This window comes from Vulcanisaeta sp. JCM 16161, from assembly GCF_001316285.1.
Window position 1 is genome coordinate 171,016 of sequence record NZ_BBDO01000004.1, and the last position, 16,003, is coordinate 187,018.

The following is a 16,003-nucleotide window of genomic DNA, read 5'->3' on the forward strand; positions in this document are numbered from 1 at the left end:
TTCTACGGAGTAATAGGGTGTAGGAGTATGATGGAGGGTAGTCATGCTGATGAGTGGATTGAATTGATTGTTAAGGAGGCGAAGCAGAGGGATGCCCAGAGACCCATTGTTAGGGTTGACCCTGAGGTTATGAGGAATTACGGCATTGAGCCAGGCATGATACTACTCATTGAGGGCAAGAGGAGGACAGCCGCTAAGGTCTGGTATGGGCTTCCTGAGGATGAGGGTAAGGGCATCATTAGGATGAATGCCATTATTAGGAAGAATGCCAACGTGGAGATTGATCAGAAGGTTAGGGTTAAGAAGGTTGAGGCGAAGAGGGCGAGCACGGTAAAGCTGGCTCCGGTGAATATGACGATAAGCGTTGACCAGAACTTTGTTCAGTATACTAAGCAGAAGCTTAGGGACTACGTACTGATGGAGGGCGACCTAGTGCAGATACAGGTGCTTGGTCAACCACTGACATTCCAGGTGGTGCAGGCCAAGCCTAATGACGCGCCCGTGCTAATTGACGAGGATACCAACCTAATGATTTATGAGAAGCCCGTGGAGAACGTAAACATACCAAGGGTTACTTGGGAGGACATTGGTGACTTAAAGGAGGCTAAGGAGAAGATCAGGGAGCTCGTTGAGTTGCCGCTTAAGCACCCTGAGATCTTTGAATACCTGGGTATTGAGCCTCCTAAGGGCGTTCTCTTGATTGGTCCTCCAGGCACTGGTAAGACATTACTAGCCAAGGCGGTTGCCACCGAGACGAATGCGTACTTCATAGCCATTAACGGGCCTGAGATCGTCTCGAAGTATTATGGCGAGTCTGAGGCTAAGTTGAGGGAGATTTTTGAGGAGGCTAAGAAGAACGCCCCAGCCATAATCTTCATTGACGAGATTGATGCTATTGCGCCGAAGAGGGAGGAAGTAACTGGGGAGGTGGAGAAGAGGATTGTGGCGCAGTTATTAACGCTCATGGATGGTCTTCAGGAGAGAGGCCAGGTAATCGTAATCGGAGCAACCAACAGGCCGGAAGCCGTAGACCCAGCACTAAGAAGACCAGGAAGATTCGACAGAGAGATCTGGATTAATCCGCCGGACACGGAGGGTAGGTATGAAATACTCCAGGTGCACACGAGGAACATGCCGCTTGCTAAGGATGTTGACCTGAGGAAGCTCGCCGAAATAACCTATGGCTACACAGGCGCTGATATTGCGGCTCTGGCTAGGGAGGCTGCAATGAGGGCTTTGAGGAAGGCCCTTCAATCGGGTGTTTTGGATGTTAATAAGGAGGATGAGGAGATTAGGAAGGATCTTGAGAAGATTAAGGTCACGATGAATGACTTCCTAGAGGCCATGAGGGAGATAGTGCAGCGCGCTTAGGGAGATTCACATTGAGATTCCGAAGGTCAGGTGGAGCGATATTGGCGGCCTTGAGGAGGTTAAGCAGGAGCTTAGGGAGCCATTGAGTGGCCATTGAAGTATCCCGAGAGGTTTAGGAAGATGGGTATCAAGCCTCCTAAGGGTATTCTTCTTTTTGGTCCTCCTGGTACTGGTAAGACGCTTTTGGCTAAGGCTGTGGCTACTGAGTCGAATGCTAATTTCATTGCTGTTCGCGGACCTGAAATACTGAGTAAGTGGTTCGGAGAAAGCGAGAGGGCAATAAGGGAAATATTCAAAAAAAGCAAGAATGGCAGCACCATGCGTAATATTCTTCGACGAAATAGACGCAATAGCACCAGCAAGGGCTACGCCGAAGATTCGCCCGCAATGGATAGGATAGTTGCCCAGTTGTTGGCTGAGATGGATGGTGTGTCGAGACTTGACAATGTCGTCGTTATAGCGGCCACAAATAGGCCTGACATTGTAGATCCAGCTATTGAGGCCTGGCAGGTTCGATAGGATAATTTATGTACCACCACCAGACCTGAGGGCTAGGTTTGAGATTCTCAAGATACATACTAAGAACATGCCGCTTGCTAAGGATGTTGATTTAATGGAGTTGGCGAAAATGACCGAGGGATATACCGGTGCGGACATTGAGTTATTAGCTAGGGAGGCGGGTCTACTGGCAATGAGGGAGGTGAATGGTGCCGGTGAAGTATCGATGAAGCACTTCATTGAGGCTATGAAGAAGATTAAGCCATCAATAACGCCCGAGATGATTAAGTTCTATGAGGCTTGGTACGAGAGGATGAAGCAGACCCTGGCACGCGAGAGGCAGAGGGCGCCGACACTGTATGTGTGAGGGATTAAAAAAATAAAACACACTCTATTAGGCATTACATTGGTTTAAATCTATGAGGCGGCCTGTACCTGTTGAGGCATTAATAATGGATTTAATAAGGGATAAGGGCGATATGTGGTTTAATGACTTGATGCAGGCGTTGAGGGCTTGGTACCCCGACATTACGGAGAAGGAGGTGTTAACGGCATTAATGAGGCTCGAGCTCAGTAGGCTAATAATTGTTCAGAAGGTTGTTAGGAAGGATGGGGCTACGTACCACATAAGGATTGTTAAGGATTAAGGGAAAGAGATAAAGGTTGCCCTTACTAGATTAATTGGGTCACCTAAATGGGTGTTACTGAGCTTGGTAAGTTAATACCAGACAGTGTTAGAAAGGCCGTAGAATTTACGCAATTATCAAATAGGATAGTGGCGTTAGATGCGTATAACGCGCTCTATCAATTCCTAGCATCAATTAGGCAGCCAGATGGTACGCCACTCATGGACTCAAGGGGAAGGGTAACAAGTCACTTAAGCGGTTTGCTATATCGAACCATTAACTTCCTTGAGAATAAGATATGGCCCGTGTACGTGTTTGATGGTAAGCCACCTGAGGAGAAGACACTGGAGATCGCAAGGAGGAGGAAGGTTAGGGAGGAGGCCATGGATAAGTGGGTTAAGTTACTCGAGGAGGGTAAGAAGGAGGAGGCGAGGAAGTACGCGCAGAGGGCTTTGTTCCTAACTGATGATATGGTTGAGGATGCGAAGAAACTACTAAAGTTAATGGGCATACCCGTGGTCCAGGCAATGGCTGATGGCGAGGCGCAGGCAGCGTCATAGCTAGGGAAGGTAAGGCCTGGGCAGCGGGTAGTCAGGACTATGACTCATTACTGTTTGGTGCCCCCAGGCTTGTTAGGAACCTTGCAATAACCGGGCGTAGGAAGTTGCCGAATAAGGATGAGTATATCGAGATTAAGCCTGAGATAATCGAGCTCAACGAGGTTCTCAAGGCGCTGAAGCTTAGGGATAGGACGCAGTTAATAGACTTGGCAATCCTCCTGGGCACCGACCTAAACCCAGATGGTGTGCCGGGTATTGGGCCTCAGAGAGCCCTTAGGCTTATTCAAGAGTTTGGCAGCCTTGAGAAGTTGCTTCAGGGCCCCCTGAAGAATGCGCAATTCCCAACGGACCCACTGAAAATACGCGATTACTTCCTGAATCCGCCATACAACCCAAATTACAGGATAGAGTTTGGGCAGCCTGATGAGAGGGGTATAATTGAGTTCCTGGTTCATGAACATGACTTTAATGAGGAGAGAGTTAGGAATGCGATTGAAAGGCTTAAGAAGGCCATGGGCAAAAGGAGGGAGTCAACCCTAGACTCATTCTTTGGATAGTCTATTGGTGGGTTAAGCTTAAAATAATCAAGGTCCTTAACCATGCTGGGTATTTACATGAAGCCCATATTATCAATAATTGGTTCACCGCTTACCTGGGTATCGAGCATTATTTCATCCACAATTCAGCTACTCTATTCAATAATTCAATACATACTGACAAGGCCTGAGGTTAACATACCATTCCTATGGCCAATAATAAACTTCCTAAACCACGTACCCATAATAAACATAATAGTTCACCTAATACTCTGGAGGCCCATTTTCGACTTACTCATTGCGCCAGGCCTAATCTCGGTAACAATAGCCTTAATCTTCATAATTTGGTTTGAGAGGAAAATAACAGCTAAGGTGCAGTGGAGGATTGGGCCACTTGAGGTTTCAAGGAGAATAGGTGGTTTCCTACAGCCATTTGCCGACCTATTTAGGTATACGTTTCAGGAATTCGTGGTTCCCCTGCAGGCTGATAGGAATTACTTTGTTCATGCACCGGCAATAGTGTTCATACTATCAACACTCCCCGTATTCTTCATACCTATAGGGCCATGCAGACTAACGGCGTTGTTAATGGGATTTACGGAGTGTACACGGGGTATGACGTATTAATAGCGATAGCATTGGTAACATTATTTAACATAGGCATAATACTAATCGGCTGGGCCAGTAATGATAGATTCACGTACATAGGAACCGTGAGAGAGGCACTACTATACACTGGCTATGAGGTTATTCTCATTCTATCAGTAGTCTCAATACTCCTCATATATGGAACTGCCGACCCATTCAAGATAGTTAATTGGCAGGTGATGCATCTGCCGGGTATAATAATGAACCCACTGGCATTCCTGGCATTCCTAATAGCCACGCTCATGGCAACCTCAAGGTTCCCATTCGAAATACCTGAGGCAGATACGGAGATAGTCCTGGGGCCGTACACGGAGTATAGCGGTATTATCTATGGCTTGGTAATGACAATGAGCTATGAAAAACTATACGTACTTAGTATGCTAATGGTTCTATTGTTCCTAGATGGTTGGGCGGGACCATACATACCACCACTTGGAGCCTTGTCATATGCAATATGGTTTGGCATAAAAACATACATTGTGATGATGATAATGGTATTCACGAGATCCGTATACGGCAGGTACAGGCCGGATCAGGCATTGAAAATGAGCTGGACGTCACTGCTCGGGTTAGTAATGGCTGCCCTGGTGCTCTCCCTCGTAATTAAGGTTCTCTAATTATTTTAAATTTAAATAATGTTTGATTAATGTTGATTATCATAGGAATATTTTAGGGAAATGCTCATTAAGTCATTAAAAACATCTTCATCAATGGTCCAATTCATTAACAATTAGACTAACCACTAAATTAATAAGGAGGCTTTCCAGGACCCAAGACAATGGTCTTTTGCCCTGTTTGTGGTAAGGAATACGCAAACTCGAGTTCACTGCTGAAGCATGTTAAATTAAAGAGTAAGTACGACCCAATGCACATGGCCTTTTGGCTTGAGTTTCAGAAATACATAAATACCCCAAGGAGGATTGGGCGATGCTGACAAAGACCGATCTCTTCAGGGAGTTTCTACGGGAGAAGGGACTTCTTTAAAACTATTAATCAGCACTACATCACTAACTTAACTAATAACCTAATTAATAACGTATTACCACTAATCCCGTGGTTAAGAAAAGAACTAGGATGTTATTCAGGAAGCACTTGATTACCAATTAAATTGGCCTATTAAGCTAAGGGAATTGTCAATAAGGCTTCAGGACAAATCGTATAAAATAGCTCAGGAGGCAATTAGGCTATATGTTGATGGACTATTAAGTAGGGATGCCGTTATGGAGATAATAAGATTAAGCGGAGTCTCATTGAGTAGGTATGTAAATCCTAGGAAGTACCTGGCTTATGATGGTGATGACGAGGTAGTCGAGGATACGGAGGATGTGGTGATTAATGAGCTTGAGGAGGCGGAGGATGAGGTTAAGGAGGTTGAGGAGGAATACGTTGGTCAAAGGGTGATTAGGAGGTTGATGGGCAATGATTGATTACTTAATACGGAAGTATGGGAGGTATATGGGAGGGATAGATTATGAGAAGGTGCTTAATGACCTAATGAGTGAGGAGGATAGACTTAGGGAAATAGAAAGGAAGTTAATAGGCATTGAGACAGGGCCGCAGATAAATTACGAGAAAATGAAGGAACTCGAGAGGAGGCAATTAATACTCAAGTACATAGAATTGAAGAACCAGGAGAGAGATATGCTTGAGTTAATTAAGGAATTGAAAATAAGAGGATACACAAAAACAGAAATAACAAAGGCAATAAAAAGACTAAGGAAGATAAGAAGACAAATACGCATAATAAGGCAAGAGCTAAAACTAATCAATGAAGAACCACAAATGCAACAAAAGGCTTAAAAACCGACGTATTTAATGACTAACGAGCCCCGGTCGTATAGCCCGGTCAAGTATGCGGGCCTCTCGAGCCCGTGACCCGGGTTCAAATCCCGGCCGGGGCACCACGGTCTTCGTTCTCAATATCAATGAAAATTCACATTATTCTTTCATGACTATTATTTTTCTTAAACCTTAACTTATTATATTTGGAGTGATTATAATGATTCCTTTTTATTTTTCAATTTTTTATTTTCATTAAAAGAGATAAAACTTTTATTTTCATGTGTAAATAGGGATATAATGGGTTCGTCACAATCCCAGGTTAGGCTTAGGAGGGCCTTAACCATGACTGACTACTTCATGTTATCGTTCACAGGTATGGTTGGTAGTGGTTGGTTGTTCGCCGCACTTGGCGCTGCTGGTGCCATGGGTCCAGCATCACTCTTATCTTGGGTAATAGCCGGTATATTCTTTATATTCATGATATTCCCCTTTGCAGAACTCGGTGGTCTCTTCCCATTCAGTGGCTCCCTGGCTAGGTACAACCATTACAGTCATGGCGTAATTAGTAATTACCTACTGGCCTGGGCATATACACTAGGTGCCATTACCACAGTCAGTGTTGAGGCCGTAGCAATTGTTGAGTACGCCAGTTACTACGTACCGCAATTCTGGAATTCAACACTAGGCGTATTAACGCCACTTGGTCTAGTCGTTGCTGCAGCATTAATACTCCTTTTCTTCGCAATTCAACTAATTGGTGTTAATATTTACGGTTGGTTCAATAGGATAATAACTGCCTGGAAAATTCTCATACCTGGCCTAACAATAATACTACTAATTGCCCTATACTTCCACCCAGATTACGTAATTGGTAAGTTACCAGGTGGTTTCGCACCATACGGCTACTCAGCTGTATTCGCAGGTATGATTACCACAGGTATTGTCTGGGCATACCAGGGATTCAGACAGGGCCTTGAGTATGCTGGTGAGGGTAAGAATCCGCAAAGGGATGTACCATTAGGATCAATACTGGCATTAATAGCGGCTATAGTACTTTATATCCTACTTGAGGTTGCGTTTATAGGGGCCGTTAATTGGGAGGCGGCTGGCGTGAAGCCTGGCGATTGGCAAGACCTTGCATCAAGTAGTTGGCAGGCTCACCCATTCGCTAGCGAGGCAATGGCTACCGGGATACCAATACTAATGGGTCTCGCTATATTGCTCCTCATTGATGCTGCAGTATCTCCCGCGGCACATTAGCTGTTTATGTCGGAACTAGCGGTAGGAACTTATATGGCATGTCCAGGATTGGTTACATACCGGAGTTCTTCTCACAATTACACAGGAAGTTCCAAACACCCTGGATAGCCCTCATAGTCGCTACAGTATTAGGCATAGCTTTCATGGCACCATTTCCAACGTGGTACGCAATAATGTCTTATTCGGCGGTAATGACGGTGTATGGTTATTTGCAGGTTGGTATAACCAATCACGCCCTCAGGAAGATAGCCCCTGACCTAAGGAGACCATTTAACCCGCCGGCTTGGTACATATTCTACCCGCTCAGCTTCATTGTTGCATCATTGCTTATTTATTGGTCTGGTTGGTCGTACGTTAATGCGATAATAGCCGGTGTAGTGCTTGGACTCCCACTATTGTTACTTGGCCCATATAGGTCAGAGCTTAAATTAACACGTACTTCATCGGCAGTGTTTGCGGTGGTTTATTGGTTGATATCATCATTATTAATCGCCGGTTGGTACCTGAACTGGTTTGCTGGTCTGGGCGTAATTGGCTCCTTCGCTGTTTACTGGACGCTAATCTCCCTGGTTCAAATATTGAGCTTGCTCTATCTATGGTTTAGGTCAAGACATCCTGATGTTAAGGCCGCCTTCTGGGTACCAATATATAATGTATTATTGGGCATAGTATCATACATAGGTTCCCTCGGTCCATTATCAACACCGTTAATACCATACCCATGGGACTACGTAACATTCGCAATACTAAGCCTAATAGTCTACTTCATAGCCGTAAACCTAGCCTACGAAACAAAAGACCTAAAACAAATAAAGGAGAAGGGATTACCAATAGAATAATATGGAATAATAAAGTATATAGGTACGGCACCTTAAAATTCCCCTTTAATCATTTTTTTATAAATCAAACAATAATTATCGCTTTATTATTTTGTTAAAAAAATATGCTATAGAAACATAATTTCTATACCTATTTTTAGCCATTATTATTTTATTTATAATATGATAATTATTGAAATAACCTATTGATATTGTCAATTATTTGACATTCTATGCATTAGGATTTTTTTATTGAGTTTCTTTACCGTGTTTTTCATTATTTTCTATTTTTAATTCTCGTTATCTATATATTAGTACGTAGAAGAAATAAAAAATGTTTATCATGCTTTTTGCATATTCTATAAGGAGGAAACACTTTAAAAGGTTGTTATGAAGGTATTTTCATGGCGAACCCACCTGAGGCAGGGCCTGAGGTTGGGGAAAAGGCAGCGGTTCAAAGCGATAAGCAGTTGAGGAGGGCCTTGAGTCAATGGGATATTGCGTTCTTGGTCATTGGCGCAATGATCGGTAGTGGTTGGTTATTTGGTTCACTTGGTGCAGCCGCTACGGCAGGTCCTGCAGCCATTCTTTCCTGGTTAATAGCCGGTTTCCTAATGATATTCATAGCATTGACCTACGCAGAGATCGGTGGTATGTTACCTAAGAGTGGTGGTATTGTTAGGTACCCACAGTATACCCATGGCGGCTTCGCATCGTTCATAATGGGTTGGGCATACTTCCTAAGCGCAGTAACTGTTGCACCGTCTGAAGCCATAGCCGCTGTGACCTATATGTCGAGTTATCTACCGCAGTTAATGTCCAATGGATTACTAACGCCACTAGGCACCTTAGTGGCTGCTGTGTTGGTTGTGTTTTTCTTCCTGCTTAATTGGTATGGTGTTCATGTTATGGGTAAGACGAATACTGGCGTTGGTTGGTGGAAACTAATAATACCATCACTAACCTTCATCCTACTAATGGCACTCGCAATGCACACGGTTAATTTCTCAGGGCTGGCCGGCGGCTTTATACCCTATGGCTGGTCCGCGGTCTTCCTAGCAATACCAACCACGGGCATAGCCTACGCCTACCTAGGCTTTAGGCAGGGCATCGACTATAGTGGTGAGGCTAGGAAGGCTACCGACGTTGTTTGGGGTACAATACTCGGCTATGTAATTGTAATGTTCATATACGTAATGCTCCAGGTATCATTCGTAGGCGCGGTTAATTGGAGTGCGGCTAAGGTCAGCCCAGGTAATTGGCAGGCGTTATCATCCTCGGTGTTAAGTAGCGGCCCATTCTACGAGATAATGGCCACAAGTGGCATAGCAATACTAGCTGGCTTTGCCATAGTCCTACTAATTGATGCCATAGTCTCGCCATCAGGCACGGGCTGGATATACATAGGCACAACGGCGAGGACCATATACGGCATGGCCGCTGATGGCCACCTACCATCAGCATTCCTGAGGTTAAATAGGTATAAGGTCCCGCTATGGCCGACGATCGCTGCCTTGGTGCTTGGATTACTATTCCTACTCCCATTCCCAACCTGGTTCGCAATATCATCGTTCATAACAACGACGACGGTGTTCACATACATAATTAGTGGTCCGTCATTAATGACCCTCAGGAGAACAGCACCAAATGCCAATAGGCCAATTAAGTTGCCCGCGGCTTCCGTAATAGGCGCGATAGCCACGATAGCCGCCTTCCTAATTGTCTACTGGTCAACCTTCTACTACCTATGGTTTGCAATAGCCCTAATACTCGCTGGCTTGCCACTATTCTATATGTACACAATGGTTAATAGGTATGGGGCAAGCAGGGTTGCCGGCATAGTCTCTGGTATAGTGTATTGGATCGTGCTTATTGTGGCCACGTACTACTTAATATACCTACCATTCGCAGCACCAACTGGTTGGCCTGCCTCATCCCCAGTCACAATGCTTAAGTTGCAGCCAACGCACATAATCGACTTCGTAACTTACGTAGTAATAATGGCGGCGGCGACAGTCGGGTTTACACTATATGTCGCCTCAACGGCTAAGGACCGCGAGACTGCGATGAAGCATGTGAGGGCTGGTTGGTGGGTTGTGGCAACGATATTTGCCGCATTTGTACTATCGTTTTTGGGCTCCTTTAGCGTCTTTGAGACACCTATAATACCATTCCCATGGGATACTGTAATAGCCGCACTAGTAGCCCTTGGACTATACCTCTATGGCTCCTACAGCGGAATTCTCACCGAGGATTTAGTCGTGGCGTTAAGGGAGCTTGGTGGCGTCTAAACTTAAAAAGTCAAATTTCTGACTTTAAAACAAATAAATCTGGTCTTTTTATGCCATATTCGTGCCAGGAAAATACCCAGTATTTCCACCTACGGATAGCGAGTTTGAGGATCCACCAAAAATGGATAAATATGATGTTGTTGTGATAGGTGGTGGCGGTGGTGGTTATCACGGAGCCTTTGAGTTGAGTAAGGGTGGCCTTAAGGTTTTGATGGTTGATGATAAGGGTAACCTAGGTGGTAACTGCCTATATGAGGGTTGTATACCGTCTAAGGCCGTTTACATGACGATATACCTAATGGAGAAGATAAGGGGTATACTTAATAGTGTTGGTAATAAGGATATAAATGCGGTTAGGGTTCTTTGGGAGAACGCTATTGATCATAAGGATAATGTCCAGTACATTAGGTATCTACAGCACATTAGGGAGATTAAGGAGCATGAGAATGTGGATTTCGTTAAGGGTATTGCGGAGGTAATTGATGAGCATAGGGTTAGGGTTATGGCTATCGATGGTTCCTGGAGTAAGGATGTTGAGGCAAGGCAATTATTAATAGCGACCGGGTCTGTGCCCATTAGGATACCCGTACCTGGTGCTGACCTGGCCATTGGTAGTCAGGAATTGTTCGGCTATAAGACGAGTTATAGGAAGTTGCCCAATGACGTCGTAATAATTGGCGGTGGATACATAGGTGTTGAGGTTGCCTCGGTCCTTGGCACCATGGGTATTAAGGCAACGATAGTCGAGATGCTGCCTAGGATACTGGCCGGTTGGGATAATGACATTGTTTCTAAGATTGAGGAGAGGCTTAGGTCTAAGGGAGTTGAAATTCTCACGAACTCGAAGGTCGTAGGCATTAGAAGTGAAGGTGGGCAGAAGATCGTCGAGTTTGAGAGACCGGATGGTAGTAGGGGCTACGTGGCTGGTTCCGAGGTTATAATGGCGGTTGGTAGGAAGCCATATGTTGAGGGCCTTGACAAGCTAGGCATTGTTGAGAAGGGGCATGTTGAGGTTGACTCATCAATGAAGACAAAGTCACCAAACATATACGCGGCAGGTGACGTATTAGGCAAGTACATGCTCTACCACGCTGCGGTTAAAGAGTCCGTGGTAGCAGCATGGAATATACTCCATGGAAAGCCAATCTACGAGATAAACTTCAACTCAATACCAATGACAATATTCACAGAGCCTGAGGCGGCATGGTTGGTTTAAGTGAGGATGCTGCTAAGGCAGGGGCATTAACTACGTAACTGTTTCATACCCACTCGAGGATGATGCATATGCAAATAATGGGTGTTAGGGAGGGTTGGATTAAACTGATTATTGAGAAGGAGAGCCAGAGAATTATTGGTGGTGTTGTTTATGGTGAGGCAGCATCAATGATAATTAATGAAATAGCGCTTGCCGTGGCCGTTAATGCCCGCGTTAAGGACATCGCATTACTGGCTCATCAGCACCCAACCATATTTGAGTCAATCGATAGGGCGGCCATCAGGTTCTCACTGTAATTATATATTCATAACTATTTATAATTATTTAAAAGAATAATTACATATTCATTTAATTTAGAAACCAACTAAGGGAAATTAAGCCGTGGATATACCAATGCCTCATATGAGCAGGAAGGTTTGGAAATGCTACAGGTGTGGTGAGGAGATTGTTGAGGGAATGAAGTTCACATTCACTAGGCAGGGTCCAATTCATTGGGAGTGCTTTAGGGCTGAGGTTAGGGATAAGTTTAATGGCAGTATTCCTGAGGATGTAAATGTTATACTTGAGTTGCTTGATTATTTTGCGGATGGCATTGTTAAAATTAAGGAGTTTGAGGCAAGGGCGTCATCTAATGACTTAAGGCAGGCGCTTATGGCTAAGAGGAAGGTTATTGAGGGTGAGATGGCTAAACTAATGAGTGATTTAAATAGGATTCTTTACGGCAGTACTTAATCATATCTTAGTATTTATGAGGAACGTTTAAATTCTAGTATTTAACGTATTATGTCGTGAGTGAGAACTACTTTGATAGGATTAGGAGCGTTTATATAAAGCTGAATAACATGTTCTTTAAGTATGAGAATGAGGTCCTTGGCGCATTAATGGCTACCTTATCCAGGGAAAACTACCTATTAGTTGGTCCACCGGGTACCGCAAAAACAACTCTGGTATATGCGCTATCCAAGTTACTAAATGCCAAGTGGTTTTATAGGCAGTTGACGAAGTTCACGGATCTCGAGGAAATCCTCGGCCCAATAAACATTGCTAAGCTACTTGATGGTAAGGTGGAGAGGATATACGCAAACTCAATTGTAGAGAGTGAGTTTGCGTTACTTGATGAGATATTCAACGCCTCAAGCGCAATACTGAATACCCTGCTATCAATACTCAATGAGAGGGTTGTGTATGATGGTGAGAAGGTCGTTCCAGTGAAGACTTGGACCGTATTTGGTGCGAGTAATAGGATTCCCGACGAGGAGGAGCTGCAGGCACTGTATGATAGGTTCCCACTCAGGGTCTTCACGGAGTGGGTTAGCCCTGATGATACTGAGCCATTGATAATAAAGGGTTGGGAGTTGAGGATGGACCTGGAGAGGATGGAGCCCCTGGCCACGATGGATGACGTGCAAGCTGTCAATAAGATAATTACGCAGTACGTTTACGAGCACATAAAGGACATATCCAAGGTCATAAGCCCAATTATAGCCAACTATGTTGAGCACATACCAATTAGCAACAGGACTAGGGTTAAGGTGCCCATGTACGTGGCCACGTACCTAATGCTTCATGGTATAGACATTGGCCGTGTCGAATTAAGTCCATCACTGCTGAGGGTGGGTACGATAAAGGTACTTAGGTACCTTGTTGGTAATAAGGATCAATTGAATGAGTATAACTCCTTCGCAACAGTCCACATGCCAGAGGACCTACTAAGGCTTAGTGAGCTACTTAGTGAGCTAAGGCCTTGATAAATAATGAGGTTTATGATGAGGCCAGGCAGAGGATTAGGGATGCCAGGGAATTACTGAGCCAGATAAGGAGTAGGTGGGATGCCGTAATGGCTAAGTTATATACCGATGAAATAAATGAGTTAGAAGACTTGCTAAAGAAGTTGGAAGAGGCACTGAGTGAGAGTAAGCGATAATCGTCATTTATCTACGCAGTTGAAGTATATCGCGTATAATAGATACCACCGCATTCATAAGCTTGGGCGGCGCATTGTATAACCGCATATCCGTTAACACATCACTCATTAACTCACTAAGCCCCTCAACGATAACGTTAGAGGCGCCTAACTCCCTCAACTCCTGGCTCAACACCCTAAGGTATATGTATGAAACCACAAAAAAACCTAGTCCTGAAATCATCGGCCTCGCTCGGTGGGCAGTTAAACTCCTTAATGGGATCCTCCTGCAGGCCTCATCAACATCAATGCCCAAATCCCTTAAATAATTAATTAGTAATTGTGGTTCCCTGACCATGGCCCAAAAGGATTCGCGAACATTAACCACAGAAGTCACCTAAGGGGTCTCTCCTTCATTAGTCTTGCGGCATCCACCACCGTGAATACGCGGCCCCTCCAATTAATCGATTTGGTGAGCATTGCCTTAACTATTGCAAGCCAGGAAAAGTAGACATTCAGTATTGAGGTTAGTGCCAGGAGTATTGAGTACCTCCTCGTTACATTGGCGCCGTAGAATTCACCGAGCGCCCTAATATTGCTTATCCTTACATAATCCTTGACTACGCCGAGAATGAAGGGTAAAAGCCCAAGGGCGAGGAACCACGTATTAATGAGTGAGAGGAGTATGGCAATGGGTAGTGTAATGACGTATAATGTGTAGGACGCTGCGTATAGCATGAATCCCTTAAACCCATAAACCCTGACATACCATAGTTGCCTAACGGACCAGTCAAATGCGTCCCTAATGCCTACGTCCTCAAGCGTTAAGACCAGGGATTCAGGGATAAAGTCTATGGCAAGGCCCTCCCTATGTACGAAGTGCGTAATTACATAATCATCACTTAGATAGTAAGGCAGGTAGTCACGAACACCCCATTTATCCAATATCCACCTCCAAATCGCCGTAGAACCACCCCAGGTAAACCTAGCCACTGGGTTCTGCATTGCCGTGATGCCAATCATGTTAAAGCTAGCCCTCAGTAACGACCCGAGACTAAGCCTCTTAAGTGGCAGGTAAAACCTGTAGGTTGTGGCTGCGCCAGAGCCGTTAATCAATGATGAGACCAGGTTCTTAAGCCAGTACCTATGAACAAACACATCGCTATCAACAAATGCCACAACATCGCTGGCCACGTGATTCAGGGCAAAGGCCAAGGCCTCACCCTTACTGCGACCACCCCTATTAATTAGTACCGAGGCATCGGCATTAAACTCCCTAATTACGTCCTTAATAATGCCGTATGCAGGATCATCCTCACTATCGAGTACGAAGATGTAGCTCCTACGGCCAGGGTAATCCTGATTCAAAACACTAGCAATGTTATTCCTGAGGTTCTGATCCAGCCCTCTCACGGGCATTATCACGGTAACCCAGGGATAATTACCATTGGCTAACTTATTGGTTTTCTTTCTGTTCCTCCAGTACCTCACCTCGAAGTAAAGGGATAGTGATGACGATAGTATTGACGCAGTAATTATTAACGCGCCAATGATCACCAATATTAATGATGATGTCATTAATGAGGATTATGGTGACGATTTTTAAGCTATTACTGCTTAACTAACACCTTCAACACGGCTGCAAAGTCCTCCTCGGAAAGCCCCATCTTCTCAGCCATCCTATAGAACTGAAGGGCCAGGGAAGCCATTGGTATTGGGATACCGCGTATTGAGGCTTCTCTATTAACTATGTCTAGGTCCTTACGCATGTGCTTAAGGGCGAACTGGACAGAGTAATCACCACTAAGCATTTTGGGAACCTTTAGCTCAGACGTCGGTGACCTGGCACTCGATAACTTAGTCAATACATCTAGAATGACGGAATCGCTAAGGCCAAAGGCCCTACCCAACTGAACAACCTCAGCCAGTGCAACGACGTATGAACCAAGCAATGCATTGTTTATTAATTTCGCATAGAGTCCATAACCGTTCGGTCCCACATGGACTATGGTCTTAGCCGTATATTGTAGGACCTCCTTAGCCCTATTAAATGCCTCGTCAGAACCACCGACAAGCACCACTATTTCCTTCCTCTCAACGGCTATGGACGTACCAATCACAGGCGCGTCAACCATATCACCACCCCGGGACCTAACGGTATTGGCAAGCTCTATTGAAATACTCGGCGATATCGTGGACATGTCTATAACTAGGGAGCCAGGTCTTAAGCCATTTATCACGCCATCATTACCCGCGATAACGCTTCTAACAGCCTCATCATCACTTAACATAGTGATTACCACATCGGAGGCCCTGGCAAGCTCACTCGGCGTCTTAAACGCCTTAGCACCAAACTCCCTACTAAACCTCAGGGCCTTATCAAACGTCCTATTATACACCCCAACCAATAAACCCGCGTCCCTAAGATTCTTCGCTATTCTCCATCCCATTACACCGAGGCCCGCCAACCCAACCCTAACGTTGGTCATACCAT

The 16,003-nt window shown here is 44.8% G+C and carries 15 protein-coding genes, 1 tRNA gene and 3 pseudogenes; 16 read left to right on the forward strand and 3 right to left on the reverse strand.

The window, feature by feature from the left end; all coding sequences use genetic code 11:
* The first annotated feature begins 27 nt into the window (after nt 1–27).
* The 16 genes and pseudogenes from JCM16161_RS06400 (at nt 28) to JCM16161_RS16370 (ending at nt 13,530) form a co-directional block, all read left to right on the forward strand.
* Nucleotides 28–2,236, forward strand: a pseudogene (locus tag JCM16161_RS06400) (CDC48 family AAA ATPase).
* Nucleotides 2,237–2,321: 85 nt separating this feature from the next.
* On the forward strand, nt 2,322–2,516 hold the full coding sequence (locus JCM16161_RS06405; protein WP_243669887.1) for a hypothetical protein: 195 nt from the start codon (nt 2,322–2,324) through the stop codon (nt 2,514–2,516).
* A 47-nt stretch (nt 2,517–2,563) separates the two neighbouring features.
* Nucleotides 2,564–3,612 (forward strand): annotated as a pseudogene (fen, locus tag JCM16161_RS06410) (flap endonuclease-1).
* A gap of 57 nt (nt 3,613–3,669) precedes the next feature.
* A pseudogene (nuoH, locus tag JCM16161_RS06415) lies at nt 3,670–4,856 on the forward strand (NADH-quinone oxidoreductase subunit NuoH).
* A gap of 161 nt (nt 4,857–5,017) precedes the next feature.
* The gene (locus tag JCM16161_RS06420) at nt 5,018–5,173 is read left to right on the forward strand and encodes a hypothetical protein (protein WP_243669889.1); all 156 of its coding nucleotides are present in this window, start codon (nt 5,018–5,020) and stop codon (nt 5,171–5,173) included.
* Nucleotides 5,174–5,369: 196 nt separating this feature from the next.
* Nucleotides 5,370–5,666 carry a hypothetical protein gene (locus JCM16161_RS06425; RefSeq protein ID WP_243669891.1) on the forward strand — a complete coding sequence of 99 codons (297 nt, stop codon included), beginning with the start codon at nt 5,370–5,372 and terminating at the stop codon, nt 5,664–5,666.
* 28 nt (nt 5,667–5,694) lie between these two features.
* On the forward strand, nt 5,695–6,039 hold the full coding sequence (locus JCM16161_RS06430; RefSeq protein WP_243669893.1) for a hypothetical protein: 345 nt from the start codon (nt 5,695–5,697) through the stop codon (nt 6,037–6,039).
* A gap of 26 nt (nt 6,040–6,065) precedes the next feature.
* Nucleotides 6,066–6,143, forward strand: a tRNA-Glu gene (locus JCM16161_RS06435).
* A gap of 175 nt (nt 6,144–6,318) precedes the next feature.
* Nucleotides 6,319–7,281 carry an APC family permease gene (locus JCM16161_RS16355; protein ID WP_243669907.1) on the forward strand — a complete coding sequence of 321 codons (963 nt, stop codon included), beginning with the start codon at nt 6,319–6,321 and terminating at the stop codon, nt 7,279–7,281.
* Nucleotides 7,282–7,319: 38 nt separating this feature from the next.
* On the forward strand, nt 7,320–8,120 hold the full coding sequence (locus JCM16161_RS16360; RefSeq protein ID WP_243669909.1) for a hypothetical protein: 801 nt from the start codon (nt 7,320–7,322) through the stop codon (nt 8,118–8,120).
* Nucleotides 8,121–8,503: 383 nt separating this feature from the next.
* On the forward strand, nt 8,504–10,390 hold the full coding sequence (locus JCM16161_RS06445; RefSeq protein ID WP_054855336.1) for an APC family permease: 1,887 nt from the start codon (nt 8,504–8,506) through the stop codon (nt 10,388–10,390).
* Between the two features lie 61 nt (nt 10,391–10,451).
* Nucleotides 10,452–11,606: a dihydrolipoyl dehydrogenase gene (locus JCM16161_RS06450; RefSeq protein ID WP_243669917.1), complete on the forward strand. Its 1,155-nt coding sequence runs from the start codon at nt 10,452–10,454 to the stop codon at nt 11,604–11,606.
* A gap of 77 nt (nt 11,607–11,683) precedes the next feature.
* On the forward strand, nt 11,684–11,902 hold the full coding sequence (locus tag JCM16161_RS16365; protein WP_243669919.1) for a hypothetical protein: 219 nt from the start codon (nt 11,684–11,686) through the stop codon (nt 11,900–11,902).
* Nucleotides 11,903–12,008: 106 nt separating this feature from the next.
* On the forward strand, nt 12,009–12,338 hold the full coding sequence (locus JCM16161_RS06455) for a DUF2175 domain-containing protein (protein ID WP_054855337.1): 330 nt from the start codon (nt 12,009–12,011) through the stop codon (nt 12,336–12,338).
* A gap of 56 nt (nt 12,339–12,394) precedes the next feature.
* On the forward strand, nt 12,395–13,354 hold the full coding sequence (locus JCM16161_RS06460; RefSeq protein WP_243669921.1) for a MoxR family ATPase: 960 nt from the start codon (nt 12,395–12,397) through the stop codon (nt 13,352–13,354).
* Nucleotides 13,351–13,530, forward strand: coding sequence for a hypothetical protein (locus tag JCM16161_RS16370; RefSeq protein ID WP_243669923.1), 180 nt, complete (start codon nt 13,351–13,353; stop codon nt 13,528–13,530). Before JCM16161_RS06460 ends, JCM16161_RS16370 begins: the two co-directional genes overlap by 4 nt.
* Nucleotides 13,531–13,537: 7 nt before the next feature.
* On the opposite strand, the gene JCM16161_RS06465 is transcribed toward JCM16161_RS16370, so the two are convergent.
* Genes JCM16161_RS06465 through JCM16161_RS06475 form a run of 3 tightly spaced genes read right to left on the reverse strand, consistent with a single transcriptional unit; the run spans nt 13,538 to nt 15,998 of the window.
* Nucleotides 13,538–13,867, reverse strand: coding sequence for a hypothetical protein (locus JCM16161_RS06465; RefSeq protein ID WP_054855338.1), 330 nt, complete (start codon nt 13,865–13,867; stop codon nt 13,538–13,540).
* 35 nt (nt 13,868–13,902) lie between these two features.
* The gene (locus tag JCM16161_RS06470; RefSeq protein WP_054855339.1) at nt 13,903–15,087 is read right to left on the reverse strand and encodes a glycosyltransferase family 2 protein; all 1,185 of its coding nucleotides are present in this window, start codon (nt 15,085–15,087) and stop codon (nt 13,903–13,905) included.
* Between the two features lie 32 nt (nt 15,088–15,119).
* A complete protein-coding gene (locus JCM16161_RS06475; RefSeq protein WP_054855340.1) occupies nt 15,120–15,998 on the reverse strand; it encodes an NAD(P)-dependent oxidoreductase in 879 nt (292 codons plus the stop codon).
* Nucleotides 15,999–16,003 lie beyond the last annotated feature (5 nt).

Bases quoted from the DNA above. Each gene is read 5' to 3' on its own strand.
- JCM16161_RS06405 (WP_243669887.1), top strand. From the start codon at position 2,322: ATGGATTTAATAAGGGATAAGGGCGATATGTGGTTTAATGACTTGATG.
- JCM16161_RS06420 (WP_243669889.1), top strand. From the start codon at position 5,018: ATGGTCTTTTGCCCTGTTTGTGGTAAGGAATACGCAAACTCGAGTTCA.
- JCM16161_RS06430 (WP_243669893.1), top strand. From the start codon at position 5,695: ATGGGAGGGATAGATTATGAGAAGGTGCTTAATGACCTAATGAGTGAG.
- JCM16161_RS16355 (WP_243669907.1), top strand. From the start codon at position 6,319: ATGGGTTCGTCACAATCCCAGGTTAGGCTTAGGAGGGCCTTAACCATG.
- JCM16161_RS16360 (WP_243669909.1), top strand. From the start codon at position 7,320: ATGTCCAGGATTGGTTACATACCGGAGTTCTTCTCACAATTACACAGG.
- JCM16161_RS06445 (WP_054855336.1), top strand. From the start codon at position 8,504: ATGGCGAACCCACCTGAGGCAGGGCCTGAGGTTGGGGAAAAGGCAGCG.
- JCM16161_RS16365 (WP_243669919.1), top strand. From the start codon at position 11,684: ATGGGTGTTAGGGAGGGTTGGATTAAACTGATTATTGAGAAGGAGAGC.
- JCM16161_RS06455 (WP_054855337.1), top strand. From the start codon at position 12,009: ATGAGCAGGAAGGTTTGGAAATGCTACAGGTGTGGTGAGGAGATTGTT.
- JCM16161_RS06465 (WP_054855338.1), bottom strand. From the start codon at position 13,867: ATGGTCAGGGAACCACAATTACTAATTAATTATTTAAGGGATTTGGGC.
- JCM16161_RS06470 (WP_054855339.1), bottom strand. From the start codon at position 15,087: ATGACATCATCATTAATATTGGTGATCATTGGCGCGTTAATAATTACT.
- JCM16161_RS06475 (WP_054855340.1), bottom strand. From the start codon at position 15,998: ATGACCAACGTTAGGGTTGGGTTGGCGGGCCTCGGTGTAATGGGATGG.